The sequence below is a fragment of the Streptomyces sp. NPDC051963 genome (assembly GCF_044593495.1).
GTDB lineage: Bacteria > Actinomycetota > Actinomycetes > Streptomycetales > Streptomycetaceae > Streptomyces.
The window spans coordinates 64,164-90,695 of the sequence record NZ_JBIUCC010000012.1; the positions used below are offsets into that span (position 1 = coordinate 64,164).

Genomic DNA, 26,532 nt, shown 5'->3' on the forward strand with positions numbered 1-26,532 from the left:
GTACGAGCACAGCGCAGGGAGCAGACGCAGCAGTGGCGGTTCAGCAGGCAGTGGGTCCGGACCCGTACTTCCCCGACAACGGTGATTCCCGTTACCGGGTGCACCGCTATGAGCTGGCGCTGGACTACCGCCCGGGCCCGAACCGGCTGGCGGGGACGGCCCGGATCAACGCCATAGCGGGCCGCTCACCGGTGACCGAGTTCCAGCTCAACCTGGCCGACTTCAAGGTCGGCCGGGTCCGGGTGGACGGGCGGCAGCCGCATTACACGCATCGTGGCGGCAGGCTGCGCATCCGTCCCGCGAAGCCGGTCCGCCCCGGGGCCGCCTTCACCGTGGAGGTGCACTGGTCGGGCAACCCCAAGCCGGTCAACAGCCCCTGGGGCGGGCTCGGCTGGGAGGAGCTGGAGGACGGGGCGCTGGTGGCCAGCCAGCCGGTCGGGGCGCCGTCCTGGTACCCGTGCAACGACCGGCCCGCGGACAAGGCGTCGTACCAGATCTCCATCACGACGCCGTCGGCGTACGCCGTTGTCGCGGGCGGGCGGCTGCTGACCCGGACGACCAAGGCGTCGACGACCACCTGGGTGTACGAGCAGGCCGCTCCGACGTCGAGCTATCTGGTCGGGCTGTCGATCGGCAAGTACGAGACGGTGCTGCTCGGCGACCCGGGGCTGGGCGGGGTGCCGCAGCACGGGCACATTCCGGCGCATCTGCTGCCCCGGTTCTCCCGGGACTTCGCACGGCAGCCCGCGATGATGGAGCTGTTCCAGGAGTTGTTCGGGCCGTATCCGTTCGACGAGTACGCGGTCGTGGTGACGGAGGAAGAGCTCGATGTCCCCGTCGAGGCGCAGGGGCTGTCGCTGTTCGGCGCCAACCATGTGGACGGGGGGCGGGGTTGCGAGCGGCTCGTCGCGCATGAGCTGGCGCATCAGTGGTTCGGCAACAGTGTGTCCATCGCGGACTGGCGGCACATATGGCTGAACGAGGGGTTCGCGAAGTACGCGGAGTGGTTGTGGTCGGAGCGGTCGGGTGGGCGTACGGCGCAGCAACTTGCCGCCGCGGCTCACCGGTTGCTGTCCTCGTTGCCGCAGGACCTGAAGCTCGCCGATCCCGGCCGGAAGCTGATGTTCGACGATCGGCTGTATCAGCGCGGTGGGCTGACCGTGCATGCGTTGCGCTGCGCGATGGGTGAGGCGGCGTTCTTCCGGATGCTGCGGGGATGGGCGGCGTTGCATCGGGGTGGGACGGTCACCACGGCTGCGTTCACCGCGTATGTCGCGCGGTTTGCCGAGCAGCCGTTGGACGATCTGTTCAGGGCGTGGCTGGAGAAGACCGCGTTGCCGCCGTTGCCGGAGCAGGATGTGCGGATGCCGGTGAGGCCGGCCCATCCGCCGACCAACACCGGTTCCGCATGAACGCCCTTGGCAGGGTCAGGTGTGCGGCACCCTCAGTTTGTCCCAACTGACCTTGCCCGGGATTCCGTCCGCGTCCTTGCCCTTGAAGCGGAGTTTTTGCTGCCAGGCCTGGTAGGAGCGGCGGTCGGCCAGGGTCCACTCGGGGCCGGGGCCCTCCTCGTAGTGGCCGCAGCCCTCGGCGACGAGGCGGCGGCCCATGGCCGTGATGATCGGGGACTTCTGGCCGAGGTGGAAGAAGCCGCTGCCGGGGAACGGCTCGTAGGTCGGCTTGGGCGGGGCGGGCTTCGGGTCGGGTTCCTTGCCGCCGGTGTCGCCGCCCTTGCCGGCCAGCCGCTGGGCGATCCGCTTGCGCATGCCGTCCATGGTGAAACCGCGCGGGTCCACCTTGCCCGGCTGCCATTCCTTGTGGCCGATCACGGAGCGCTCGGTCCAGCCGTGGTGGCGGCAGATCGCGGCGGAGACCTTCTCGATGGCCTCCTTCTGCACCTCGGGCCAGGGGTCCCTGCCGTTGCCGAGGTTGATGCACTCGAAGCCGTAGAAGTGCCGGTTGCCGTCGGTGTCGGCCTCGTTGTCGGTCGGCAGCTTCGTCTCGTTGATCACGGCGCGCAGGACGTCGTTGTCGCCGAGGCCCGCGTGGTTGGCGCGGCCGTTGCCGACGAGGTGGATGTGGCCCTTCTTGTCGATGACGCCGTGGCAGAGCGGGCCGGGCAGGTTGGAGTGGCCGTCGTAGCAGAGGTCGACGGAGCCGTTGGTGCCGGAGGTGACGGTGTGGTGGATCATCACGCCGTTGACCGGGCCCCAGGGGCCCTTCGAGTTGCGGTTGTGGGAGCGCCAGTTGCGGACCTCGTGGACCGTGAGGCCTTCCTTGCGCAGGATCTCCACCAGCTTGGACGCGCTCAGGGGCTTGGCCATTACTCGTCTCCGTCCACTGCGCGCTCGGCCGCGGCCGTCGTCTGCGACCGGCCGCCGGAGGGGTCGGCCTCCGCCACCTGCTCCTCCCGGCGTGCCTGGGCCTCCGCCGCGAGCGTCGCCTCGTCCGCCGCCGGAATGCTGCTGGCGAGCGGGGTGAACGCGAGCCGCAGGTCGACGGTGCCGCCCTCGCCCTTGACCAGGGCGAGCGGGGCGAAGGAGCGGACGATGCCGGCGGGCGCCTGGAGCAGCGGGCGGCGGGCCTGGTCGGCCGGCCATTCGACGCTGCCGGTGGCGGTGCGGGCGGGGATGATCCAGTGGTCGCCGGTGCGGTAGGCGGCGCCCTTGGCGAAGTAGACCTCGACGCCGTCCTCCAGGGGCAGCCACTCCCCCTCCTCGACGCGGATCGCGCCACCCCGCAGTGCCGCCGTGCGGCCCTTGCGCTTGGGGCCCTCGTGGTGGTCCCAGCGGCGCAGGAACGGGTTGAGGTGGGGCAGCCGACCGACCTCGTCCGCCGGCTCGGCGGACAGCCGCACCCGGCGGCCCGGCAGGTCCAGCTCCTCGACCCGCAGCAGCGGCAGGGGTTCGAGGCGGGAGGCGTACGCGGTGTCGGTGAGCTCGACGAGGTCACCGACGTCGAGGTCCAGCTTCTCGTCGTGGCCGAGGGTCGCCAACTGCACCCAGGTGCCGTCGAGTTCGTCGACCGGGAAGACGACGGAGCCGTTCTCGCGGGACCACTTGAAGGTGGCGTCCTTGGCCTCGCCGCCCTCGTGGATCTCCACCCGGTACAGCTGGTTCTCCGGGCCGCGGTAGCGGGCGTCGGGCTTGACCAGGCACGGGTCCTCGTCGGCGTGGTCGGGCCGCTCACTGCGGGCGGCGAGCCGGGCGGTGGGGGTGGACTGCTGCTGCGCCCACCGGGTGAAGGCGGCGCGGACGTCCTCCTTCGGCGGGTTCGCGTCCTCGATCTCCAGCGCGGCGAGCGAGAGCGGCAGCACCTGCCAGACGACCTTCACACGGGCCGCGGTGTCGGGCAGCGCCGTGCCGAGCGCGACCTCGCGCAGTGCCGGGTCCTCGGCGGCGCTGACCGAGCGCTCCCACACCGTCAGATAGACCAGGAACGGCGACTGGGCGGGCGAGGGCAGCCGGTCGCCGGGCTTCTCCGGGTCGCGGAAGCCGTCGGGCTGGTCCCAGTACGTCCAGTACGCGGGCGGCTGCGCGGTCTCCTGGTCCTCCGCGTCCTCGTCGGGCACGGGCGTGCCGGGCGCCGGGCGGTTCGCGTCGAGCGGGATGCCGTCGACGTAGTAGCGGCCGCCGTGGATGAACAGGGTGTCGATCTCGTGCTTGCCGCCCACGTACTCGATGCGGAAGCCAGCGGCGTCGCGCGGTCCGCCGTGCTGTCCGATGAGGTCGGCGGCGAGGGTGCGGGCCTGGTGGAGCTGGATCGCGGTCTGCTCGTTGGCGTCGGCGTCGAGCTGGACACGGCCCTGTTGGGCGATGACCGCGGAGTAGTGCCGCTCCGGGCGGAACGTGGAGCGGGAGAGGTCAGCGTGCATGAAGGGGGTCCCCCTGGTTCAGGAAAGTGCGGGTAGGGCTTACGGCGGCACTGCTCATGTCACGAAGAAGATCCCGGCGTCCGTGCCCGCGGGCGTGTACTCCTCCAGCCGCGCGCGCAGGCCGTCCTCGCGCTGCGGCCGGTACAGGTCGTGGAAGGCGCCCATTTCGGCGCCGTCGTCGGATCCGCGCCGGATCTCTTCGGGGCAGCGGTCGGCCAACTGCCCGTACCAGGGCGTTCCGTAGCGCACGGCGGCGAACAACGGCCGTACGCCCGGGGTGAGATCGGGCCGGCACCGGTGCCTTCGCGGGGTGCGCGAGCCGGTGGGGACGTAGGAGTACCGCAGACAGCCGATGCCGCGCCGGGCCACATGGAGCTTGCCCGTGAAGATCGAGTTCTCGGCGATCTGCACCGCGTGGGTGTGGATCTCGCCGATGACGGTGGTGCGGTGCAGATGCAGCACGGCGTGGGCGTGGCGGCAGTCCGGGGCGGACAGGGCCTCGCGGTCGTCGCCGGTGGCGTCGAGGATGCTGTCGCGGAGATGGATGTCGAGGGGTTCCTCCGTGACCTCGTCGCCGATGACCTCGATGGTGCCGAGGATGCTGTGCTCGATCTGGAGGCAGGCGGTGGTGCGTTCCAGGACGACGCTGGGCTCCTCGGGCGAGTGCGGCTCGCACTCCGGCTCCAGGGACCAGCCCGGCACGAGCGTGGAGTGGCGTACGACGACGGCGCCCATCGGTCCGGTGACGTTGATGCCGCGGCCGGCGACGAGCAGCCCGTCGAGGACGATGCGCGGCCGCTCGTGCGGGGCGCAGTCCTCGGACACCGCACGGATGTTGAGGGCGTCGGGGCGGTTGCTGTACCAGTCGAGCAGGCGGATCACGGGCCGGGTGCCTTCGGCGGCCCGCAGTTCGAGGCGGTCGCCGGGGTCGAGGTCGAAGTCCAGCTGCTCCTGGTAGGCGCCGCTGTGCGTGATCTCGATGATGCCTTCGGGGCCGGTACGGTCCGCCCGGCGGTCGTTCTGCCAGGCCCGGTAGGCGTCCATGATCTGCCGGTACGGCTGTCCGGGGCCGACCCGGTACGTCTCCGCGTCGGGGCGCGGCTCCCTGTCCCGCTCGTACTCCCCGCCGCCCATGTCGGCGCCGAACGCGTAGTGGTGGTCGACCCAGACGCCCTGCCGGGGCGCGGACCGTGCGCCGAACGCGATCCGGCCGAGTTCGGGGTCGACGGCCACCTGTCCGCGCTTGGGCCGGTAGCGCCACTCGGAGAGGTCGGTGACGACGATGTCCTGCGGCGGTACGGGCTTGTCCTCGCCGTCGCGCCGGATGACGAAGCTCTTGCCGGGGCCGTAGTAGTCGGCGAGCCGGTCGTGGAGCATACGGCGGGTGATGAAGGCGGGCACGTTGTCGACCGCCGCGATGTGCGTGGGCGACGGCTCCGGGACCGGCTTGGTGACCAGGGGGCTGTCGTTGCCGAGGATCGAGAAGGTGTAGAGGTTGCGGGCGCGGTCGATGCAGTACGCCGGGGACGACGTCAGCGAGTACGCCTTGAGCCGCCACACGAACAGTGCGACACCGGCCGGGGTCCAACCGCCCTGACGGTGGCGGGAGTTCGCGTTCCGGACGTCGACCGTGCGGGCCGTCGTCGTGAACGGGCCGCCCGCGAGGGCGAGTTCGGAGGAGTTCCGCAGGTCGACGGCGCGACCCCGCACGGTGCGCTCGGCGCCTCCGTACAGCTTTACGGGCTGATGGTGGGCGACCAGGCGGGACAGCTCGACGGCGCGGGCGGGCCAGCCGGTGATCTGCTCGGACAGCTCCTCCAGGAGGTGGAGGGTGCCCTTGCGGCGGCGGTTGGCGACCGTCGCGGCCACGTCGCGGCGCGGGGCGACGGCTTCGGCGAGCGCCGCCCGGCCGCCCTCGTGCAGACCGGTGGTGAGGACGCGCTCGTAGCCCGGCAGGGTGCGGTAGCCGACGAGATCGCCGAGGTACGGCAGCACCCAGGGCGCCGCGGTCTCCACGAACAGGTCCTCGTAGCCCTGCTGGACGCCGTCGCGGACGCGGTCCAGCTGCTCGGCGACGACCGCGAGCAGCGCACGCAGCGCCTCGCCCTCCTCGGCGTCACGCAGCAGGTGCCAGCGGGGCAGCAGCGCGGCGAGCCCGTCCGGCTCCCGAGACGTCGCCGGGGCCGCCGTCTCCAACTCCACGTCCGGGGACATCACTTGACCTCCGTCAGGATCAGGGTGTCCGCGGCACGCGGCGACAGCAGTGCGAGCTGGGCCGGGCGGATACCGCGGAAGACGAACACCGACCGGCCCTTCGGCAGGCGCCGGGTGTCGGTGATGTCGGGGTTGAGGCGCAGGAGTTCGGCGAGGGAAATGCCGTAGCGGGCCGCTATGGCGCTCAGGGTCTCGCCGTCGTCGGCGCGGACGGTGTGGACCGCCTCGTCGTACGTCGCCGGGTGTGCGGACACGCTCGTCCTCGGTGCGCCGGGGCGGGTGAGCAGCTCGGTGAGCCGGTCCGGGGTGGCGGACGCGGGGATCCCGGTGAAGACGTCGACGTCCACGTAGTCGACGCCGGGCACGGTGTGGGCCGTGGCCAGGATGTCGGAGAGCCGGGCGGGCTGCCCCAACTCCCGTCCCTCGTAGCCGAGTCGGCGCAGCAGTGCCTGGCGCAGCCGCGGCTCGACGAACTCCCAGGCGTGGTCGCGGGCCACCTTGACCTTGGCGGCGACGACCAGGAGGACCGGCTCGCGGACGTCCACCCGGACCGGGAGGCCCAGGTCGCCGTATGCGGTGAGGGCGGCGCGCAGCGGCCGGAGGGTCTCCTCGCCGAGCGGCACGTCGTCCGTCCCCGCAACGGTCACGTGCACGACGCGTCGCCGCCCGTCGAAGAGTTCACGGGCCGCGGCCCGCCCGATGCCGGCGCGCGAGCGGGCGAAGTCCTCGTAGTCCGCCGTGGACACCAGGCGGTCCAGGGAGGAGACGGCGAGGGGGATCGTACGGCGGGTCAGGCCGGGGCCGTCCGCGTCCGAACCGCCCGTCGCCGGGCGGGGGTTGGTGACCGCGGTGACGCCGAGCGGCCGGGTGAGGGGCTGGGTGATCCGGTCGGCGGCGACGTTGGCGGCCCTGCCGGTGCCGAAGCGGTAGCGGGCGCGGACGTTCTCATGGCCGCTGGGCAGCCGGGCGCCGTGGATGCCGTCGCCGAACGTGACGGTCGTCCGGCCGTCGGCCGTGCTGCCGGTGATGTAGACGCGCTCGCGCGGGCCGCGTCCGGCAAGGCTGTCGACCTCGTGCCAGAGCACGCCGTCGATGCGGATCTCCAGCACCGGGGTGGCGCCGAGGGGGTTGTCGTCGGCGAGCCAGGTGAGCGGGGACTGCCAGAGCGCGAACGTCTGGTTGACGCGGTCCGAGTCGCCGCTGCCGATCGCCTCCTCGCGGCTCTCGCCGTGGGTGACCTCGACGACGTTGCCGAGGATACGGACCGTCTCCCGCCGGTAGCGGTGGGCCAGGTCGGCGGTGAGGGTGAGCGCGGTGTGGACATGGTCGCCGGGCAGTTGGGGGTCGACGGCGGGGTCGGCGGCGGCGATCGTGACGACCTCGGTGGCGGCGACCCCGGCCACGCCCGGGATGTCGCTGCGCTCGCCGCTGACGATCAGCGTGCGCCCGGGCCTCAACCCGTCGTACAGCTCGGCGAGTTCGATCTCGTTGCCGTACACGTCCTCCGCAAGGGGCTCGTCCGCCAGCCGCAGGGGCTCGCCCGCCGCGTGCACGGTGGTGTCGCGGATGTGCGAGAGCAGCACGTCGAACTCGTCCAGCCAGGGGTCGGCGAGGGTGAGTTCCGTGCCCCGGCCGGTGATGCCGTAGTTCGTGTACGCGGCCGTGCGCACGGCGGTCACCTGTGTGGTGACGAACGCCAGCCTGGCGTCGCCGGGGATGCCGCTCTGGGCGCCCTTCGCGGGGCGCTGGACGGCGACCCAGCTGCCGACGGTGATGCCGGTGTGCACGGTGTCGAGTTGCAGCACGCTGCGGCTGACGGGCTGCGGCTTGCTGGCGATGACCACCTCGACGTTGGGCTCGGCGCTGCCCACGGTGTAGCGGACGCCGACCTCGTACTCGCCGTGCGTGAACTGCTCGCTGTCGCCCGGCCGCAGGGCGATCTCCTGGGCCGTGCCGTTGTGGATGCCCACATGGACCAGGCCGTCGTCGTCGGGCCGCGACACGAACAGGGTGCGCTCGGGCAGTCCCGCGTGCAGACGGACGGTGACGCCGGGCTCCTGGGAGTCGGCGGGCCGCCGGCTGAGCCAGTTCAGGTCGCGGTCCTGGGCCGCCCGGACGGACAGCTCGACCTGGCCGGTGCCCAGCGGGAAGGTGATGAACTGCGGCACGGGCAGGTTCTCGGCGCGCTGGTCGGAGCTGCTGCCCTCGACGTACTGGAACTCCGCCCGGACCGGCACCTTGCCCGCCGTGTCGTAGACGACGCGCATGCTGGTGAGAGCGGCGCCGGTGAGCGGCCAGTCCGCCGTGCGGATCACCCGGCCCCGGTCGTCCTGGACCGGCTTGAGCGGGGCCGTGGCACCGAAGGGCGCCGTGGTGACACGCATCGCGAGCAGCTCGCGCAGGAGCTGGGGGTTGGTGGGGGCGGCGGCCGTACGCCAGGCGGGGTAGAGACTCCCGAGACCGGGGTTGAGGGCGGAGAGCAGCCGGGCGGTGTCACCGCCGGGGCGCTGACGGCCGGTGCCGCCGGACGGGGCAGGGCTTGAGGCACGCAGGGCGGGAAGCACAGCGCCCAGTGCTTCAAGAGCGGCGGTGCGCGAATCGCCCTTCTTCAGGGGCGCGGGGAACTGCGCGACCAGCCCCGACGGCGCGGCAGACGACTGACCACCTGACTCAACCGTCTGCGCCGGTGCCAACTCCGACGCTCGCTTCGCAAGTTCCGCGAGCACCGCCTCCAGCTGGGCAAACCACTCCGCCACATCCTCATAAGGCGTCGCCAACACCTGTGCCTCGCCCAGCCGGGCCACGGGCTCGACCAGCCGTGCCGCGAGCTGCTCCGGCGTCTTCACGGCGTCGAGATCCGACCGCAGCGGGGCGAGGACCTGATCCTCGAAGTCCTCGATCAGGCGGCTGACCGGACGTGGGTTGGGCAGCTCCGGTGTGGGCGGCTCGTCGCCCGGCTCGCCCGGAGTCGCGGGCTCGGCGGTCCAGCGCCGTACCTCGTCGACGAGTTCCTTCAGCGTCGGCGGGGCCGACTTGGGCAGGGAGATCGCGGTGATCTCGTCGTCCCGGTCGACCCTCGTCTTCGCGACGGGAAGCAACTTCCGTTCGCCGCCGGCCTGTTCACCGAAGACGAAAAGCAGCTGATCGCCGGTCTGAAGAGAGTTCGCCGTGCCCTCGACGAACAGCTCGGAGCGGCGCTCCAGATCCGCCGGGGTCACCGGGGACGGCCGCCGCCGACGTACCTTCAGCTCGTTCCAGTCCCAACGGGCCGTCAGATCACGGCTGGTCTCGAACGTCTGGGACTGCTCGTCGGCGGACGCCGGCACGCTGTGGCTGCGTGCGCCGCGCGGGACGGTCACCGGCAGGGTCTCGGCGCGCGGGTCGCGGTCAAGGGTGTAGGCGACGTGGGTCGTGGCCGCGACGCCGGGGCGGGGCCGGTGGCCGACGAGCCGCCCGAGCAGGACCAGCGAGCGGTGCTCGTTCGCGGTGCGCAGGTATGCCTCGTCGGCGATCCGCTCGGAGTGGAAGGTGAGCAGGTCGCCCAGGACGGCGGTGGCGTCGAGCAGGCCGATCGCCGGGTCGTCGGGGGTGCGGACCGTGAGGCTGTTGAGTGCCGGGTACGCGGGTGAGGCGAGCCGGTCGAGCAGGGCGGCCAGGAAGGAGCCGTACTCGCCGACGCGGTAGTCCAGCGCGGTGCGGCCGGGCGGGTTGTGGAGCGGGGCGGGCGCGAGGCGTTCGTCGTGGCCGCCGCGGCAGGCGCCGCCGCAGGTGCACTCGTCGGGGACCGCGCTCATCGGGCACCTCCCAGGGATATCGCCAGCAGGCCGTTCTCCGGCCGGTCCGGGTCGTTGTCGCAGGTGGCGATCTCCAGCGGGCCGAGCCGCAGCACGCCGTCCTCCCTCTCTCCTCGGTCCTGTTCGAACAGCCGCCGCAGCCGGGTGACTCGGACGCTCTCCACGCCCGGCACCGCGGCCGCCACGGCGACCAGACGGCTGAGCCGGACGGGTTCGCCAAAGCGATGCGCGTCGGGGTGGAAGAAGCCGTTGCGGCCCCTGCCCAGCACCCGGTACAGCTCGGCCAGGATCTGCCCGTGCTGGTGACCGGGCTTGGCGCAGACGGTCAGCGCGATGTCGAGCGGCACCAGGCGGGCCGGGCCGACGACGAGGTCGTGGCCGATGCGCCGGTACGCCTCCAGGGCCTGCTCGACCGAGGCGAGCAGCTCCGGTGCCGGGGCGCCGGTGCCGTACGCGTCGATCGCGATGTGGGCCTCCTGGAGGCTGCCGGTCCAGCGGATCTCGGCGGCGGCGCGCTGCACGCCGGGCACGGCGGAGGCGAGGGCCGCGTAGTCGTCCGCGGTGACCGCGCGCAGCCGGGTGCGGCGCAGGTCGAGCGGGGCCAACTGGCGTACCTGCTCGACGGGTTCGGGTTCCGTGCCGCCGGTGGCGGGCAGCGGGTTGCGGACGACGGCGGCCGGTGGCGGGTCGCAGTCGTCCTGGACGACCAGGTGGTTGATGGCTTCCGCGCCGACGTTGCCCGCGATGCCGCCGCCGAGCCGGTAGCGCAGGGCGAGGCGCGAGCCCGGCGTGGGCTTCGCCCCGTGCCGCCCGTCGCCGAAGCGCAGCGCGATCCGGCCGTCGTCCTCCAGCTCGCCGACGAAGTGCCGGTCGCGGGAGCTGCTGTCGAGCAGGTCGCGGCGCGGCTCCCACACCCGGTCGTCGCCCTCGTGGGCTCGTACGGCGGGCAGCGCACGGCGCGGATCCTGTGCGAGCCCGGCGGTCGCGGAGCCGCGGAGCACCGGCTCGTCGGGGTGGAGTCCGGCCGCGTAGGACGGGCCCCAACTGTGCGCGATCTCCCACGCGATGTGGCCGTCGAGGACGCTGCCCGCGCGGGCCCGCGCGGTGAGGATCTCGACCCGCTGGAGCTTGGCGTCGAGCAACTGGTCGCTGCGGTGCAGGAGTTCGCGCAGGGCGCGGACCGGATGCAGACGGAGTTCCAGGCGTTCGAGGATCTTCAGGCCGAAGACGACGGCGAGTTCGGCGATCTCCTCGTCGCCGAGTCCGTCGCGGTCCCGGGCGCTGCGCCACAGCTCGACGAGCCGTTGCCTTACCCGCCCGGGGATGGCCGCGATCCGCTCGGCCTGACCGGCGGACACGGTCCGCGGGTCGGGGAACGGGACGGCCTGCGTGACGGGCGTACGGCCGAGAACGGGCCGGAAGCGGGGCCGGATCCCCGGGTAGACGGACTGGGCGAGCAGCGTGCGCAGGGCGGCGGCCTGGCCGTACGCGGTGCCCGGGACGACACGCTCGTGCCGCTGCCCGGCCCGCTCCAGGCCGAGTCCGGCGCGTACGGTCGCGGGCTCGCCGACCACCTCGAACAGCTCACGGACGTCGTCGGGCGTGAGTGCTTCGCCGTTCTCCGCCTTGTCCGCGAGGGAGTTGATGAGCCGCGCGGGTGCGTTGCCCTCGTCTCGGTCGTGGCAGCCGAACGCGGGAGGGTCGCACGTGGCAACCACGGCGGGCTCCTGAGGAACGGTGACCGTCTCGGGGAGTCCGGCCTGCGAGCGCCCGTGATCGACGAGGACGACGTTGCCGCGGGCCAGGCTCACATCCTCGACGGGCAGGCAGTCGCAGCCGCCGCGCGTGGTGAGGCAGAGCGGGAAGCGCAGGGCGTCCTCGGCGGCCCAGGTGACCTCCAGGACCGGCTGGTCCTCGATGCGGTCGACGCCCGGGGTGACGGAGGTCAGGCGTACGGCCTGACGGTGGGCGGGGTCGGCGTCGCCGGGGGTGCCGGTGCGCGGGCCCTTCAATTCCTCCAGGACGAGCAGGTCACCGGGCGTCAGGTCGAGTCGGCGGTCCCGGCAGGTCTCCGGGTCCTGCCACTCGTCCCTCAGCGTGGCCGACGTGGCGCCCTTGGGCAGGGTGCACACCTCGCCGCCCCAGCTCCACAGGCGGATCGCGTTGTGCGCGACCCGCAGCTCAAGCGGGTCGGCGGTGACGACCGGTTCGAAGACCTCCAACGAGCCGCGCTCGTCGAGGTCGCCGAGGTCGATCTCGCCGATGACCGTGCCGGGTTCGGGGCGGTCGTGGGGGTCGAGGGTGCGGACGTCGACGGAGGCGAAGCGGTACGTGCCCGGGGTGAGCGTGTGGTCGCCGGCGGTCTCCACGGCGACGTACGCGCGAGCCGCGCAGCCGTCGTGCATCGCGTAGTCGATGAGGCGGACGTGCCGTCGTACGGAGACCCGGCGACGTGCGGTGTCCAGGTAGGCCTCGGTGGCCACCGCGTCCTGCTGGTAGCTGATCTGGTCGCCGGTGTAGGCGAGCAGCTCGACGAGGGTCATGCCGAGGTCGGCGGGGTTGCGCTCGACCCAGTCGGGCGTGGTGAGCGCCAGCCGGTCGAGAAGCAGCTTGCGGATGGTGTCGTAGTCGCGGGCCGTGTAGTCGACGACGGGCGCGTCCGGGAAGTCCGGGGTCTCCTCGCCGTCTTCCTTGCAGTCGAAGGGAGTCGGGCAGTCGGGCCGGAAGGAGAAGGAGGCCGTGTGGTAGCGCTGGTCGAAGCCGCGGTACGGCTCGGTGCCGGGCCGTCCGTAGGGGTCGGCCTCCACGAGGGAGAGCCGGTAGCGGGAGGTGTCGCCGGCCCGGTCGAGAGTGACGTAGAGCCGGTCGTCGAGCTCCGGGTCCTCCTCGCGTTCGACGCTGACGTCGACGACTGTGATGTCGGCGAGGCCGGTGACGCGGCGGCCGCCGTCGATACGGACGTTCTCCGGGCAGAGGCCGTGCGGGGCCTTGCCGAGGAAGGTGACGGTGAGCAGCAGTCCGTCGTCGCTGACCTCGACGGCGTCGACTCCGTTGAGCTGGGCGGCTCTCACCTTGGCCCGCCTGGGTGCGGTCGTGCTCGTCATGCGGCGGCCCTCCCTTCGAAGACGTCGTCGCGCCGGGTGCCGTCGGAGCGGAGGGCGTACGACAGATACACGCGGACGACGTGGTCCTCGCTGACCACGTCGAGGGCCTCCACCTCGATGAGGTCACCGAGCCAGCGCTGGAGCGAGGCCTGGACGGAGAGTTCGAGGGTGCTCATCAGCTCGGGGCTGTTCGGGGCGAAGACCAGGTCGAGGAGTCCGCAGCCGAAGTCGGGGCGCATGACGCGCTCGCCGGGGCTGGTGAACAGCAGTTGCTCGATCAGGTCGTGGACGTGTTCGCCGTGGCGGGCGTGTGCGGTACGTCCCCGGCGGTCTGCACGGAAGGGGAACGCGATGTCGCTGCGGGGCTGTGGCTTCCTCATCCGACGGACACCCCCCGCTGCGCGGACGTGACCACGGCCGGCCCCTGCGGCACCAGGGCGGCGCTGAAGCACTGGCCCGCGGAGGTGTCGAGCAGCACGGGGACACCCGCGACGGTGACGCCGCTGTCGGATGCCGTGAAGCGCACGGACACGCATGGCTGCGGGATGCCGTTCACGATGTGGGTGCAGCCGACCACTGTGTAGGTGTCTGCGGTGGTGGCGACCGCGCGATCGCCGATCCGCACCGCCGACGACGGTGCGTGGGCCGCGGTGACGCGCCCCCCGTGCGGGCAACTGATCACGGCGTCGGCGCCGATCAGGTTCCCGGAAGTCCCGGACACGTTCGTCGTTCCCCCGTTCCTAACGCTTCGATTCCACGGTCAACTGACCTTCGTTGACGGTGACTTTTCCGTCCTTGAGGGTGATCCGGGCCGGCCCGGAGGCGATGACGATGGCCTCCGCGGTGATCCGGATGTACGCCCCGCCCTTGGCCTGGAGCAGGATCCCCTCGTCGGGCCCCGCCACGTCGTTCATCACGATCTTGTGCGCCAGCTGGGTCTGCACGACGACCGGCTTCAGCGCGGACGGCCGCGCCAGCTCCCGCTGGGCGTCGGGCGGAAGCTCGCCGCGCTCCCCGTACCAACAGCCCGTCCAGATCGGGAAGCTGGGGTCGCCCTGCTCGAACTCGACCCACACACCGGCGTCCTGCTGCGGCACCACGACCTGCCCCGCCTCCTGGCCGGTGAACGGCAGACAGGGCAGCGCCCAGGTGGAGGGCTCGTCGCCGAGCACATCGGGGACCTGGACCGTGATCCGCCCGATGCCCAGCGGATCGTTGTTGTCGATCACCCGGCCCCGGAACTTGCCCAGGTACCGGTTGTTCGGTGCCGCCATGCTGACCTGCTCCTGTTTTTGTGAGGTGGTGCCGCCGTCACGGCCGTACGGTGTCGCCGCTCGCGACGAGGCCCTCCCTGGAGAGCGTGAAGTTCTGGGTGAACGAACCCGGACGCAGCGTGTGCGTCACGGACTTGACGTAGTAGTCGCCGTCGTACATCGGCCCCGAGCCGCGGACGCCGACGAGGCTGCGCGGGTGCAGCAGATAGCCGCGCCGGGTGACGTCGAGGGAGCCGGAGCCCGTGATGACGTCGGCAGAGGTGGCGGCCCGGGCCAGCAGTTCGGCCTGCGCCTGCTGGATCTGCTGCTTGGCGGTGCCGGCCAGGGTCCTGCGCTTCAGCGCCGGCGTGGGGCGCCGGCCGAGCGGTGGCCGCAACGGGCTGATCGACGGCTGGCCGAGCAGCGTGGCGTGCCGGTTCTCCGGGTTCTGCCAACGCGCCTGGGGCTCCTCGCGGGCGGTCCCGTCGTAGGCGAACGTCAGCTGGTCGACCGTCGAGTTGGCGTCCATGTTGACGTTGAGGGCGTGCTGGCGGGTGCCGAGCCGGACCTCGGGACCCCAGTAGGCGGAGGACTGACCAGGCGTGGGCCCCGGCTCGAGATAGAAGACGTAGCCGTTCGCCTGGGCGAGTTCGGTCACGTACTGGAGATCCGTCTGGGTCTGGTAGTGGACCCGCAGTTGTTCGTGCGGGGGCTGGAGGATCTGCTCGTCCTTGACGTCGGGCAGGATGCCGTAGTCGCGGTAGCGGCCGAGGATGGCGAAGACGCGGCGCGAGGGCGCGAGGTTGGGGTAGCGGTCGGTGCGCTCCTCCAGGTCCATCAGCAGGGTGAGGTCCTCGCCGGTCACGGTGAGCGTGGTCTGCCCCGGCCGGTTGCTGGCGCCGACCTCCTGCCGGACGATCAGCCCGTCGAACAGCACCTGCGGGGTGCCGCGCACACTCACGCTGACGATGACGCGGGTCTTGGGATCGAAGAACCCATCGGGCAGCAGGTTCCTCTGTATGACCCCTCGCTTGGTGAGATCGAAGGCCATCTGGAACCCGCTGCGCTCCCCCGCCGTGACGGTGATCTGCGCGGAGAGCAGGGCCTCCATGACCTCGGCCGGCACGGGCCGGGCGAGCTTGGGGCCCATGTGCAGGGTCATGTGGACGGGCCCCGCCCCGACGGGTATCTCCTCAGGCACGCCGGCCCCCCTGCGGGAAGCCACCCGGCAGCGGTACGTCGACGATCCGCCCCGGCTCGTCGGTCAACTCGCGTGGATCGAGTGTGGGATTGGCGTCGGCGATCTGCCACCACTGGCCGGGGTCCCCGAAGTACCGCTGCCCGAGGAGATCGGGCCGCTCACCGTCGCCGACGACGTGCGCCTCGGTCTCCTGCGCATCGAGCGGAGGCAGCAACCGCCGCTTGGTGTACCGCACTTCGGTCCCGTCCTCGTCGGTGTGCACCCCGATCTCGGCGTCGTGATACCGGCTGTTGCGGGGGTAGGGATGGGCCCCGGGTATCGCGTCCAGGGCGCTCTCGTACGGCTGGATGCCGTCCGTGCCGGCCATGTCAGCCCCTTCCCAAGATGGCGGTACCGCGTCCACTCAGCCCGAGCGCGCCGAGACTGCCCCCGCGGGCGGAGGCGGCGAGCCGCTCCTTCTGCGCGAGATGCGCCATGTACAGGTCGGCACCGCGGTGCCCGGCCGGCAGGTCGCTCACACTGAGCACCTTCAGCCCGATGCTGAGGCTCGCCCTGATCGGATTGAGATTGACGTCGAACGCCGACTCATTGATCGACAGCTCGGTCAGCCGCACCGGCAGCACCCGCTTGCTCCCCCACGTGAAAAGGGTGAGCGGCATCTCGATCGGCGTGATCTCGATGGTCCCCTTCTGCGTCTGCTTGGCCGCGTCCCGGAGTTGGGCGGTGGTCGGGTGCACGAGCATTTCGAGCGTGGCCAGTTGGGGGTGAATCCCGTCGGGCGCGGCGATCTCCAGCTGATCGGTGGCGTCGATCTCGGCGGTGAACTTCCAGGTCTCCTCAGCGGGGCCCTTCAGCCGCAGGGCCTCGTTCCGGTCGCCGCCGCCGGCACCGCCGCCTTCGGCGTTCTGGCCGCCGGCGGACTGGGGGGCGAGGGAGCGCTCCAGGGTGTCGGGGTTGAACTGGAGGATGATGATGCGTTGGGGGGCGCCGGTGTCGGGGTTTACTACGACTATGCCGGAGCGGATGGGTTTGGGGATGTCTGCGTAGCGGGTCATGGGCACTCCTCTGCGTTCAGCTCTGGACCTTCGTGCTCGAGACATGGCAGTCGTCGCACCAGAAGCAGTAGACGATTCCGCCCAGCTTGAGCTGTCGCCCGAAAGGCATTTGGGCGCTGTTCATGAAGGCGAGGAAACGCATGACTCCCGAGCATTCGGGGCAGCGAGGGTGAATTTCCGGCCTGACCCATTGCGGCAGTCCGCCCACTTGATGCGGGGGCTGCCCGGTCAACCCCCGGGTGGTCACGCCCACCTGATTGGGGTGGAGCTCCAGGACGAGGGACCGCGCGCCCCCCGCGAAACTGAAGTCAGGGTCGGCGAGACCTTGTGGACCGTAGTAGACCGTGGTCCTTCCCGGCTCTGTCCGCACAGTGGTCGATCCGATGTCTTCGCAGCCGCAGGTGTACCAGTAGAACGTCGGGTCTGCTGTCAGTTCGTAGGGGAGGTCCTTCGCTGACAGGGTCAATAGGTGCCCGGCAGGTGTCTCGCACAGATGACACACCGGCACCTCGCCCGACATGGGCAGGGCGACCTGGTGCGGGCTCCTGCCGTGTTCGGCGACGAACCCCATGTACGCGGGGGAGTGACCGGCCGGCAGGGACGAGTCAGGCAGAGCACCCGAGAGTTCCAGCAAGGTCTGCCACTCCGGAGAGCCGTCGAACTCGTCCCGGACGCCGAGCAGGGCTTGAGAGGCGAACGGGGTACGCATGAAGGCCAACTGGACCAGGTGGTGCGGATCCTTGGTGACCTCCCACTGGTCGAGCAGCTGCTGGGCCTCGTGGTCGGGGGCTCCGGAAAGCAGGCCCAGCTGGATGTCGTCATCGTGGATCTGGTCGGCGACGGGCCGCAGCAGCTCGGGACGAAAGGTGCCGATGTTGTAGATGACACTGGCCACAGGGGCGTCGGGGTCGCCCGCGGCGAGGTAGTCGTCGATGAGTCCGTGGAGGGTCTTCTCGGGAAGCCAGGGGACTAGTCGTGCCGCGGAGCGGACGAGTTCCTCGTGCTCCCTGAGCGCCTCCGCGGCCCGGGTCTTCTGCTCGGCGTAGCCGGGCGTCAACTCCAGATACTGCGCGAGGTACCCGGCGAGGTACCGTTCGTCGGCCGCGATCAGTGCCTCGACAGCGACGGGCACGCCGTGCTCCTCCAGTGCGTAGAGGTACGCGAAGATCCGATCCCGCTTCCTGGGGCCGGGGAGACGGGGGTCGGTGTAGATCCTCCGGATTTCTTCGCTGGAACTCATTTCGCCTTCCCCCAGTAGTGCAAGAACATCATGTCGATTCCACGAGAGTAGTCGATGACCCCTTCTTCCACGAGCCGTTTGTAGTGCCGCGTAAAGTGAGCCACATAGGCTTTGGTGAGCACCTGGGGCGGCGTGGAGAGATAATTCAAATAGTGCTGAAAATCGAACTTTGCCGCGCGAGTCAGATTCAGGGCGTCACGCTCGTACTGCTCCGGCTTGTTCTTGTGGCCCCAGGTGCGCCCCTTCTTGTGCACCGCATCTTCCGGCACCATCACGGTCAGTGCCTTGTTGTACTCCTCCTTGGCCTTCCGCTGATGCTCTTCGGCGCCGTCCTGATTCTTCGCGAGCAGCTCCTCCTCCCTGAGAAGTTCCAGTCGCTTCTTGTCTAGCTTCGACTGGTCCCTCGCATCGATGTCGCCGGCCGCCTCGTCGTCGAGCAGCCGCCGCAGAGTCCTGTCTTCCTTTGCCTTATCCTCAATGAACTCCCGCTGGCGATGCGCGATAATGGCCCGACCCGAGGGAATGTGGTCGGCGGTCACCTGAGTCTGTCGAGGTTTCAGGTCGTTCTTCTTCCGATGCCTCAACTCCTTCCTGCGTCGAGCGTCCGCTTCCTTGTAGCTCTGCACCTCGCCGGCCTGCCGGTAGAGCGCATGTGGTACGAAGGGGTAAGCGAGGATCGTGGCCAGGCTCGCGTTCAACTGCTGCACGTTCTGTGCGCGCTGGGCGGCAGGTATTCCGGGGGATTCCTGAGTCGCGGACTGCTCGCGCTGCCGCTCGACGGACCGCTGCTCCTCCTGCTGCCGGGCCGCCGAGTCGGTGCCCTGTGGTGGCTCGGTGGCGCTGTCCGCTCCCGAGGTGACCTCGACTGCGTCGCCGACATTCTCCTCGGGGTTGAGCCGCGCGGAGAACTCGACCTTCTTCGCGCCTTGCATGTCCAGCCCTGACAGGCGGTACCAGAGGCGCATTCCGGAGAGAACGCCGCGCATGACCGATCGCCTGATGCCGCGTTCCAGGATGCTGCTGAGCTTGGGGCGGATACGCAGCGCGGCCTTCTGGAGGCGAGCGTACTTGGACTCCTTCGATTTCTCGTCCTTGCGCCGCTGATCCTGCTGCTGCTTCTTGTGGTCCTGCTGCTGCTTCTTGTCGTCCCTCAGGCGGTCCTTCTTCTTCTTGAACTGATCGCGCAGCTTGGCCGCACTGTTCTTGAGGGACTTGCCGAGCTTGGACTTCTTCAGCTTGTTGCCAAGCGTCTTCGCCGCGTTTCCGACCTTCTTCAGGGCGGACTTGACCGCGCCCTTCGCCTTCGCGAGAGCCTTCCCCGCAGGAGACTTGGGCTTCTTCGGCTTGGTCGGCTTGGGGCCCTCGATCTCCTTCTTTTTCTTCTTGGGAGTCGGGGCATCGGGGGTCTTGCCCCCGGCGGGTGTCTGGTCCCGGTGGGAGGTTCGGTCCTTCGTCGGCTCCTGCGTGCGGTCCCTGTCCGGCGTACGGTCCGAGTCGGGCGTACGGTCCCGGTCCGGCGTACGGTCCTTCGCTGGCGTCTCCTGCTTCGGCGGCGCCCCGTCCTTCGGCTTGGCCGTCGCGGGATCCGCCTTCGCCGGCCCCTTGGGCGTAGCCGCATCCTTGGGCTTCACCGGCGCCTTCGCCGAAGGCGACGTCGCCCCCTTCGGCTTCGGAGCCGCCACCCCCGGCGCCGCAACCTTCTGGTTCGCGTTGCGCATCGCGCCGCGCGCGTTGTTCACGGCGTCGCCCGCAGCCTGCTTGGCGCCCTTGCCGGTCTTCTTCAGGCCGTTGAGGATCTTCTGGGACATGTCCTGGAGGCGTTTGCCGACGCCCTTGGTCGCCGAAGAGAGGCGGATCATCAGGAAGTTGGCGATGAATTCCAGCAGGGCCACGATCCCTGCGGCCACCGCCTCCGCGAACAGGCACGCCGCCGGGCCCGCCTTGACCGCCTTCAGGTAGGCCCAGAATTTCGAGAAGGCCGTGAGGATGGAGCTGATGCTCTGCCAGGCCGCCATCAGGCCCTGGACGATCGTCAAGATCGCGCCGGCCGCAGGCACCAGCATCGAGACGACCTTCTCGATCACCAGCGAAGCGATCATCATCGGCAGTGAGGCGACGATGGCGTCCCAGGCCATCTTGCCGATCTGCTTGAGGGAGACGCAGCCCTTGACGAGCACGTTGATGACGGCCTTGCCGAGGCCGAGGATGCCCTCGACCTTGGTGTCGAACCAGCGCTTCACGCCGACCTTGATAGCGCCCCAGAGGTGGTCCGTGATGCCGGACTTGGCGGACGAGCCCGCCTTGGAGAGCCAGCCGCCCGGGTCGGGGGCGATGTCCGCGATCAGCGCGGCGAACTTGCCGAGCGCCTCGATCGCGGCCTGCGCGAACTTGATCGCGCCCTCGATCACCGCCTGGTAGGCCTTGATGACGAACTTGAGGCCCGCCTCCAGGGCGGTCAGCAGCGCGTTGAGGCCGGCGGCGAGCGCGTCCAGGAGGGCGTTGACCGCCTTCTTCAGGCCGTCCGCGAGCTGGTTGACGGTCGCGATGGCCGCGTCCCGCAGCCCTTCGATCGCCTTGCGGAACTTGTCCCGCAGCTCCGGGAAGGCCGCGAGAAGCACATCGCCGATCGCGATCAGGACGTCCGCGAGCGCGTTGATCGCGGAGATGGCCAGGTCGCGGACGAAGTCGATCGCCGCGTTGGCCCACTCCTTGAACTGGTCGATGATGCCGTTGACGGCGGCCCGCGCCGCCTCGAACACCGCGGTGACCGCCTCGAGCAGACCCTTGAAGAAGTCGCCGACCGCGTCGGCCAGCATGCCGAAGAAGCCTCCGGAGGGCTTCTCCTCCTCCTTCTTCTTCTCGGCCTCCTTCTCGGCGTTCTCCCGCTCGGTGTCGATCTGCGCGTTGTCCTTGTCCTTGCGCTCGCCGACCTCCTTGTCCTTGTCGTCGCGGGCCTTGACGATCTCCTTGTTCTTCTTGCCGTGCTCGTCCTCGGACTTGGTGTCCGCCTCGTCGATCTTCTTGTCCTGCTCGGACCGCCACTCCTCGCGACGGCTCTGGGTCTCGCGGGCGACCTTGCCCCGTTCGGAGGTCTGCTTCTCGGTGTTCTGGGCGACCTCGCGGTCGATCTCGGTCTGCTTCTCCTGCTTGGCCTTCTGTTCGCCCTGCCGGTGCTCCTGCTCCTTGGCGGCGAGTTCACCCTGCGCCTGTCCGGCGGCACCGCTGATCTCGCCGCCCTTCTCCTCCTGGGCGACCTTGCCGACCCCGGCCTTGGGCGGTGACATGGCGCGCAGGCCACCGCCCTTGCCGGCCCCGGCGGAGCCGCCGGCGGCGTTGCCGGTGAGCTGCTCCTGCGGCGCGTTCGGGAAGATCTGGTCCTCGCCCATCGGCTTGGCCGCGTCGTCACGGCCGGTCGACTGGATCGCGGACTGCTTCTCCTTCAGCGCACCCTGCTGGTCGTCGGTGCGGGTCGGGTCGCTGGCGCCCTCAAGACGGATCTTCGGTGCCGGGCCGACCGTCTTGTTCTCCAGGGCGGGGTCATGGGTGGGCACGGCGTCGGCCGCGGCCTCCACGCTCTGCGCCTCGGACTCGCTGAGCCCCTCCGTCGGCACGGCGGGAGGTGGCGGCGGGGGCGCGCTCGGCTTCTCGCCCTGGGCCTTGTCGCTGCCCTTGGCCTTCTGCTTGTCGCCCTGGTCCTCCGGGCCGAGCTTCTCGACCTTGCCGGTGACCTGGGCCGCCGCGGGCGCCGCCTCGGGCGGAGCCGAACGGGTCTGTGGCGCACCCGAGGGCCGCTCCCGCGTGGGCGGCGCCGAGTCCAGGCGCTGCTGCTCCTCGCCGACCTTCTTGGTCGCTGCCTGGTCCACACCGGGCATGGCGGCGGCAGCCTGGTCCGGCGCGAGCTTGCTCACGGTCTGGACGGCGGCCTTCGGGTCCTGTCCGGAGACGTCCGGCGGCTCCTGCTGCTTCTCCTCGGGCGCGGCCTGACCACCACCACCGCCACTGCATGTGCCGCCGCCCTCGGGTTCGGCAGCCGGCGCGGGCGGCGCGCAGCCGCCCCCGTCCTTCTCCAGGGACGCCTCGGGCTGCGGCGCCGCTGCCTGCTCCGCTCCCGGCGCCTGCTCGGCGGCCGGGCTGACCCCGGTCTGCCCTGCACCCGGCGCGGCGCCGGGCCCGGCCGCGGCCGTCGGCCCGGGTGCCTTCTCGGCGCCGCCGACCGGCTGGCGCGGCGCCGCCACGGGCCCGGAGTCCTGCGGCACCTGCGACTTGGCCTTGGGCGCCTCCCGGTCGGGCTTGGGCGGCGCGGCGTCACGGCGGGCCGCCGGCGACGGATTGCGGTCCTCGACCTGGGTACGGGGAGTGGCGGCACCGGCGGGCTTACGCACTGGAGCAAGTGCGGGGTTCACCGAGGGTGCGCCGGCCCGCGTACCAGCCGCCATACGCGCGCCGTCGGCCGCACCTGTGGGTCCGGCGGCGGCCCCAGCCCCGCGCGTCTCGTCCGCGTCGGTCCGCTCGTCCTCCTCGCGGGGCTCCTCGTCGGCGCCCGGCTCCTTGGTCTGCTGCTGTTCCTGCTCCTGGGCGGGGTCGGGCTTCTCGGCCTCGGGCTCCGGCTTTTCCTTGTCCTCGGTCGCCGGGTCGGGGCCGACCTCCTGGTCGAGCGGCTTCTCGGTCTCCTGAAGGTCCTTGGCGGCGGGGTCGTCGCCGCGGGCGACGGGCCCGCCCTCCGGCTGGGACGCCTCTCCCTCGACGGGTCCTTCGTCCTGCCCGGGAGCCTTGGTCTCGGGCCCGGCCGCGGCCGTGTCGTCGGCGTCCCGCTCCTGCTCGTCCTTCTCCCGCTCCCGCTCGACCTTCTCCGCCTTTGTCGGCGGGGGCGTGGGGAAGGAGGGTACGGAGGGCTCCGCCGCGCCCGGCTTCAGCTGTTCCGCGGTGGGTACGGCACTGAGGTCGAGGTCGGCCTCGGGCAGATGGTCCTCGGGCTTGATCGTCGGCTCGGGCTCGGCCTTCGGGCCCTTGCCCTCGGCCTCGTCGCCGCCTCGGACCTCGTCGTCCGCGTCCGCTTCGAGCCCGAGCGGCTTCTCCTCCTCGCGGACGTCGTCCTCGTGCTCGTCCTTCTCGTGCAGGCCGTGCTCGGACAGCGCCGAGTCCCGCTCCTCGGCCCGTTCGTCCACCTTCTCGGGACGTACGCGGCCGGGCTGCGCCTTGGCCTTCGGGTCCAGCGCCTCCGGCTTGGACCCGGCGGCCGGCTGGGTCTGCTCGTCACGGCGTCTGCGCTTGTCGGCGCCGGGGGCGGTCGCCTGCTGCGGGTCGGCCTCCTCGCGCTCGCGCTGTTCCTTGCGTTCCTCCTTGGCCTGCTCGGCGCCTTCCTGCCCGCCCTCGGTGCGCCGGTCGGCTGCCTCGTCGACGCGTTCGCGGTCGGTGGCGGCCTGCTCGTCCTCCTGGCGCTGCTCCTCCTCGCCCCGCTGCCGTGAGGCGGCCCGCTCGTCCTCCTGGTCCTTGCGCTGTGCCGCCTCCTGGTCCTCGGTGGCCGCGTCGGACTGGGCCCGGCTGCGTTGCGCACCGGCCTTCTCGTCGCGGTCCTTGACGTCCCGCTGCTCCTCGCGGGTGTCGTCGGTGCGCTTGCCCTGCGAGTCCCGGCGCGTCTCCTCCTGCCGCTTCCACGCGGTGCGTTCGACGCCGAGCTCCGCGAAGAGGTCGATCTCGGGCAGCGGTACGTCGGAGGGTTGCAGATCGAGGGGTCCGGTCGAGCCGGACTCCGCGAACAGGTCGAGGAGGCGCTCGTACTCGGAGCTGAGCAGCCGTTGTTCCAGCCGGTCGACGACCTGGTCCGCCAAGCTGTCGGACATCCGGCCCAGTTGGAGCCGCACCCGGTGGGAGGCGTCGGTCGGGTCGCCGCGCAGGGACCGCAGCACACCGCCCGCGAGCCGGTCCACGAGGGTCGCCGGATCGATGGCCTCGGCCCGCATCCGGTCGGCGTCGACGGTGGCGTACCGCAGCCAGCCGGGGGTGCCCTGGCCCTCCTCCAGTTCCGGAACCGAAGAGGCCTCGGCGGTCTCGGGTCGTACGAGTGCCTGCGCAGCCCCCTCCGCCTCCCGCTCGATGGCCTCCTGCGGCAGGCTCACCGCGCCGAGTTCGCGCCCCGCGCGCAGCGCGCCGAGGCCGTGCGGGTTCTGGACGGTGTGCAGCAGTTCGTGGGCCAGCAGGCGCCGGCCGTCGGCGGTCCCGGGACGGTAGGCGCCCTCGCGGAAGAAGACGTCCTGGCCGACGGCGACGGCGTCGGCGCCGAGCAGCTCGGTCAGCTGCCCGGCGTCGCGGCCGGTGTGCAGACGTACGCGGCTGAGGTCGTGGCCGAGCTGCTCCTCCAGGTCACGGCGTACGCCGGGGTCGAGCGGGTGGCCGGCGCCGCTGACGATGTTCTTCGGGTCGGGCGTACGGGAGGAGGCCGCACGCTCCTTGCGCTTGCGGCGGCGCTGTTCCGCCTGCTCCGAACGGGCGTCCTGGGTCTGTGAGTTGCTCACGGCCGGGTCACCTCCCCCGAGCCGCTGAGACCTTCGTGCACCGCGCGCGCCAGTTCCTGGCCGAGGCGCCGTGCGGACAGGCCGGCGGGCAGCGGCGGGAGGCCCGAGAGGGCGTCCACGCTGAGCGGGCCGTCGGCCGCAAGCGGCACGCCCCGCTCCCGGACCAGCCGGGTCAGCTCCGTCTCGAAGGCCGCGGAGACCCGGTCCGGGTCCGCCCGGAAGCCGTCGAGCACGAGCTCGCCGATCTCCACCCGGATCGCGGCCGGTTCGCGCGCCGCCGCCGGTTCCCGGTTCACACCCATCCGCGCACCTCCGTGGGTGTCAGCGGGCGTTCCAGTTTCAGGTACTCGGTGCGGGCGGCCGCCAGCATGTGCCGCATCTGAAGCCGGTCGCCCTCCTCGGCGGCGAGGAAGGCACCGGACAGCGCGATGTTGCGGATGGAGCCGCCGGCGACCGTCAGCCGTGCCAGCAGTGCGGGGTCGATGTCCTTCGTCGGTGCCTGCGGCGGCAGGACCCGGCGCCAGATCTCGGCGCGCTCGTGCTCGGCCGGGAACGGGAAGTCGACGACGAAGCGGATGCGCCGCAGGAACGCGGTGTCGAGGGCCTGCTTCATGTTGGTGGTCAGGATCGCGAGTCCGCGGTACGCCTCCATGCGCATCAGCAGATAGCTGACCTCCAGGTTGGCGTACCGGTCGTGGCTGTCCTTCACCTCGCTGCGCTTGCCGAACAGGGCGTCCGCCTCGTCGAACAGGAGCAGCGCACCGCCGCGTTCGGCGGCGTCGAACACCCGGCGGAGGTTCTTCTCGGTCTCGCCGATGTACTTGCTGACCACCTGGGACAGATCGACGATGAACAGGTCCAGACCCAGCTCGCGCGCCATGACCTCGGCGGCCAGGGTCTTGCCCGTGCCCGAGCCGCCGGCGAACAGCGCCGTGACGCCCAGGCCGCGGCGGAGTGTCCCCGCGAAGCCCCACTCCTGGTGGACCGTCGGCCGCTGCCGCACATGCGCGACGATCTCGCGCAGCACGCTCGTCTGGCGTTCGTGCAGGACCAGGTCGCCCCAGCCCGCTTCCGGCTCGATACGGCGGCCGAGCTCGTCCATCCCGAGCCGCGCCTCGTCGAGACCGGCACGCCAGGCGAGCCCGGCCGCGTCCAGCTCGTCCTCGCCGGGCAGATCGCGGCGTACGGCCGCGGCCGCCGAGCGCACGATGTGCGGCGGCAGCTGGAACTGGGCCACCAGGGAGCGGAGTTCACTCTCGGCGAGGTCGGCGATGCCCTCGAACTCGTGGGCCCACAGCGCCAGTTGCTCCTCGTCGTCCAGTCGCGGCACGGCCACCCGGGCGCCGCCGTGCGAGCGGTCCGAGCGCAGCGGGTCCTCGCTCGACACGACGACCGGTACGGCGGACCCGGCCAGGAAGTTGTCGGTGGCCGCCCGCTGGTCGCGGTCCAGTTCGCCGACCTCGACGATCAGCGCGGCGGGCAGCAGGATGGCCTCGCGCTGCCACAGCCGGGCGAGCCGGTCCCGCTCGACGGCGTCGGTGGGCATGTCCTCGGCGCCCATCGCGTACAGCCCGAGACCGCAGCGGGCGGCCGCGGCCGCGGCGATGTCGGCCCGGCTGCGCATGTCGCCGCCGGTCACCTCGACGAGCGGCGGTGCGCCGGGGGTCGCTCCCGTCGTCCAGCCCGCCGCGAGCCGGCTCGCGGCCAGGTCGTAGGAGGACGGCAGTCCGTCGGGCACCGGGACGCGGCGCAGACGGCCGTGCAGCCGGGCGTCCAGGTAGGGCGAGTCCAGCAGGAAGTGCAGGATGCGTTCGTCGAGCCGGAGCCGGGAGGTCGTGAGCCGGGAGGCGTCGTCCAGCTCGACGATCTGCCAGCGCCGTAGCGGCGCCACGGGTGTGAGCGCGCTCCAGTGCGGTTCGCCGAGCGCGGCGAGCGCCAGCGAGAAGGTGGGGTACGACCGTTCTGGGTCACCGCAGGCGGCGGCGCAGCGTGCGGCGGTCGTGGGCTCCAACTCCTGTGCGGCGGTGAGGAGTACGAGGTCCCGCTCGAAGGCGGTGAGCCCGAAGCAGGTGTTGAGGGCGTCGAGGGGCGCGATACCGGGGGTGTCGATCACGTCCGGGGCGGTGGTGGGTGCCGTACCGGCTTTTTCGCCCCCTCCGCCCCCACCCTTCGCATGGGCGTCGATCCGGGAGAGGACGCGACGGATCTCGGCGATCAGTGGTGCGCCCTGTTCGTGCATACCCATGTCCTCGTCTGCCCCCATCTCCCCCACCTCCCTGTGCGCT

At 71.3% G+C, this 26,532-nt stretch carries 16 protein-coding genes; 1 reads left to right on the plus strand and 15 read right to left on the minus strand.

The features are described from left to right. The first annotated feature begins 32 nt into the window (after positions 1 to 32). On the plus strand, positions 33 to 1,412 hold the full coding sequence (locus ACIHFB_RS40495) for a M1 family metallopeptidase (protein WP_365285062.1): 1,380 nt from the start codon (positions 33 to 35) through the stop codon (positions 1,410 to 1,412). Positions 1,413 to 1,427: 15 nt separating this feature from the next. Here the strand turns inward: ACIHFB_RS40495 and ACIHFB_RS40500 are convergent, their stop codons facing one another. From ACIHFB_RS40500 to ACIHFB_RS40570, 15 genes are read right to left on the minus strand one after another with little or no spacing between them, the layout of a single operon-like run. Continuing rightward, a complete protein-coding gene (locus tag ACIHFB_RS40500; protein WP_400129501.1) occupies positions 1,428 to 2,324 on the minus strand; it encodes a peptidoglycan-binding protein in 897 nt (298 codons plus the stop codon). Further along, positions 2,324 to 3,874 carry a DUF6519 domain-containing protein gene (locus ACIHFB_RS40505; protein WP_400129502.1) on the minus strand — a complete coding sequence of 517 codons (1,551 nt, stop codon included), beginning with the start codon at positions 3,872 to 3,874 and terminating at the stop codon, positions 2,324 to 2,326. The genes ACIHFB_RS40500 and ACIHFB_RS40505 overlap by 1 nt, the downstream gene beginning before the upstream one ends. 54 nt (positions 3,875 to 3,928) lie before the next feature. After that, entirely contained in the window at positions 3,929 to 6,088 is a 2,160-nt protein-coding gene (locus tag ACIHFB_RS40510; protein ID WP_400129503.1) for a hypothetical protein, read from the minus strand. Next, positions 6,088 to 9,882 (minus strand): putative baseplate assembly protein, encoded by a 3,795-nt coding sequence (locus ACIHFB_RS40515; RefSeq protein ID WP_400129504.1) that lies wholly within the window; start codon positions 9,880 to 9,882, stop codon positions 6,088 to 6,090. The genes ACIHFB_RS40510 and ACIHFB_RS40515 overlap by 1 nt, the downstream gene beginning before the upstream one ends. Beyond that, positions 9,879 to 12,986, minus strand: coding sequence for a putative baseplate assembly protein (locus ACIHFB_RS40520; RefSeq protein ID WP_400129505.1), 3,108 nt, complete (start codon positions 12,984 to 12,986; stop codon positions 9,879 to 9,881). The genes ACIHFB_RS40515 and ACIHFB_RS40520 overlap by 4 nt, the downstream gene beginning before the upstream one ends. Beyond that, the gene (locus ACIHFB_RS40525; RefSeq protein ID WP_365285050.1) at positions 12,983 to 13,366 is read right to left on the minus strand and encodes a GPW/gp25 family protein; all 384 of its coding nucleotides are present in this window, start codon (positions 13,364 to 13,366) and stop codon (positions 12,983 to 12,985) included. The genes ACIHFB_RS40520 and ACIHFB_RS40525 overlap by 4 nt, the downstream gene beginning before the upstream one ends. After that, the gene (locus tag ACIHFB_RS40530) at positions 13,363 to 13,707 is read right to left on the minus strand and encodes a hypothetical protein (protein WP_400129506.1); all 345 of its coding nucleotides are present in this window, start codon (positions 13,705 to 13,707) and stop codon (positions 13,363 to 13,365) included. Before ACIHFB_RS40530 ends, ACIHFB_RS40525 begins: the two co-directional genes overlap by 4 nt. 19 nt (positions 13,708 to 13,726) lie before the next feature. Next, positions 13,727 to 14,260, minus strand: coding sequence for a phage baseplate assembly protein V (locus ACIHFB_RS40535; protein ID WP_365285047.1), 534 nt, complete (start codon positions 14,258 to 14,260; stop codon positions 13,727 to 13,729). Between the two features lie 37 nt (positions 14,261 to 14,297). Further along, positions 14,298 to 15,389 carry a hypothetical protein gene (locus tag ACIHFB_RS40540; protein ID WP_365285167.1) on the minus strand — a complete coding sequence of 364 codons (1,092 nt, stop codon included), beginning with the start codon at positions 15,387 to 15,389 and terminating at the stop codon, positions 14,298 to 14,300. A gap of 43 nt (positions 15,390 to 15,432) precedes the next feature. Further along, complete coding sequence (locus ACIHFB_RS40545; RefSeq protein WP_365285045.1) at positions 15,433 to 15,807, minus strand: hypothetical protein; 375 nt, start codon at positions 15,805 to 15,807, stop codon at positions 15,433 to 15,435. 1 nt (position 15,808) lies between these two features. After that, the gene (locus ACIHFB_RS40550; protein ID WP_400129507.1) at positions 15,809 to 16,495 is read right to left on the minus strand and encodes a hypothetical protein; all 687 of its coding nucleotides are present in this window, start codon (positions 16,493 to 16,495) and stop codon (positions 15,809 to 15,811) included. 16 nt (positions 16,496 to 16,511) lie between these two features. Continuing rightward, entirely contained in the window at positions 16,512 to 17,735 is a 1,224-nt protein-coding gene (locus ACIHFB_RS40555) for a hypothetical protein (protein ID WP_400129508.1), read from the minus strand. After that, on the minus strand, positions 17,732 to 24,247 hold the full coding sequence (locus tag ACIHFB_RS40560) for a DUF4157 domain-containing protein (protein ID WP_400129509.1): 6,516 nt from the start codon (positions 24,245 to 24,247) through the stop codon (positions 17,732 to 17,734). The genes ACIHFB_RS40555 and ACIHFB_RS40560 overlap by 4 nt, the downstream gene beginning before the upstream one ends. Then, positions 24,244 to 24,549 carry a hypothetical protein gene (locus ACIHFB_RS40565; RefSeq protein ID WP_365285037.1) on the minus strand — a complete coding sequence of 102 codons (306 nt, stop codon included), beginning with the start codon at positions 24,547 to 24,549 and terminating at the stop codon, positions 24,244 to 24,246. The genes ACIHFB_RS40560 and ACIHFB_RS40565 overlap by 4 nt, the downstream gene beginning before the upstream one ends. Beyond that, positions 24,540 to 26,510 (minus strand): ATP-binding protein, encoded by a 1,971-nt coding sequence (locus ACIHFB_RS40570; protein ID WP_400129510.1) that lies wholly within the window; start codon positions 26,508 to 26,510, stop codon positions 24,540 to 24,542. The genes ACIHFB_RS40565 and ACIHFB_RS40570 overlap by 10 nt, the downstream gene beginning before the upstream one ends. Positions 26,511 to 26,532: the final 22 nt, after the last annotated feature.

Coding starts and splice junctions, on each gene's coding strand:
- ACIHFB_RS40500 (WP_400129501.1), bottom strand. CDS start 2,324: ATGGCCAAGCCCCTGAGCGCGTCCAAGCTGGTGGAGATCCTGCGCAAG.
- ACIHFB_RS40505 (WP_400129502.1), bottom strand. CDS start 3,874: ATGCACGCTGACCTCTCCCGCTCCACGTTCCGCCCGGAGCGGCACTAC.
- ACIHFB_RS40510 (WP_400129503.1), bottom strand. CDS start 6,088: ATGTCCCCGGACGTGGAGTTGGAGACGGCGGCCCCGGCGACGTCTCGG.
- ACIHFB_RS40515 (WP_400129504.1), bottom strand. CDS start 9,882: ATGAGCGCGGTCCCCGACGAGTGCACCTGCGGCGGCGCCTGCCGCGGC.
- ACIHFB_RS40520 (WP_400129505.1), bottom strand. CDS start 12,986: ATGACGAGCACGACCGCACCCAGGCGGGCCAAGGTGAGAGCCGCCCAG.
- ACIHFB_RS40525 (WP_365285050.1), bottom strand. CDS start 13,366: ATGAGGAAGCCACAGCCCCGCAGCGACATCGCGTTCCCCTTCCGTGCA.
- ACIHFB_RS40535 (WP_365285047.1), bottom strand. CDS start 14,260: ATGGCGGCACCGAACAACCGGTACCTGGGCAAGTTCCGGGGCCGGGTG.
- ACIHFB_RS40540 (WP_365285167.1), bottom strand. CDS start 15,389: ATGGGCCCCAAGCTCGCCCGGCCCGTGCCGGCCGAGGTCATGGAGGCC.
- ACIHFB_RS40545 (WP_365285045.1), bottom strand. CDS start 15,807: ATGGCCGGCACGGACGGCATCCAGCCGTACGAGAGCGCCCTGGACGCG.
- ACIHFB_RS40550 (WP_400129507.1), bottom strand. CDS start 16,495: ATGACCCGCTACGCAGACATCCCCAAACCCATCCGCTCCGGCATAGTC.
- ACIHFB_RS40555 (WP_400129508.1), bottom strand. CDS start 17,735: ATGAGTTCCAGCGAAGAAATCCGGAGGATCTACACCGACCCCCGTCTC.
- ACIHFB_RS40565 (WP_365285037.1), bottom strand. CDS start 24,549: ATGGGTGTGAACCGGGAACCGGCGGCGGCGCGCGAACCGGCCGCGATC.
- ACIHFB_RS40570 (WP_400129510.1), bottom strand. CDS start 26,510: ATGGGGGCAGACGAGGACATGGGTATGCACGAACAGGGCGCACCACTG.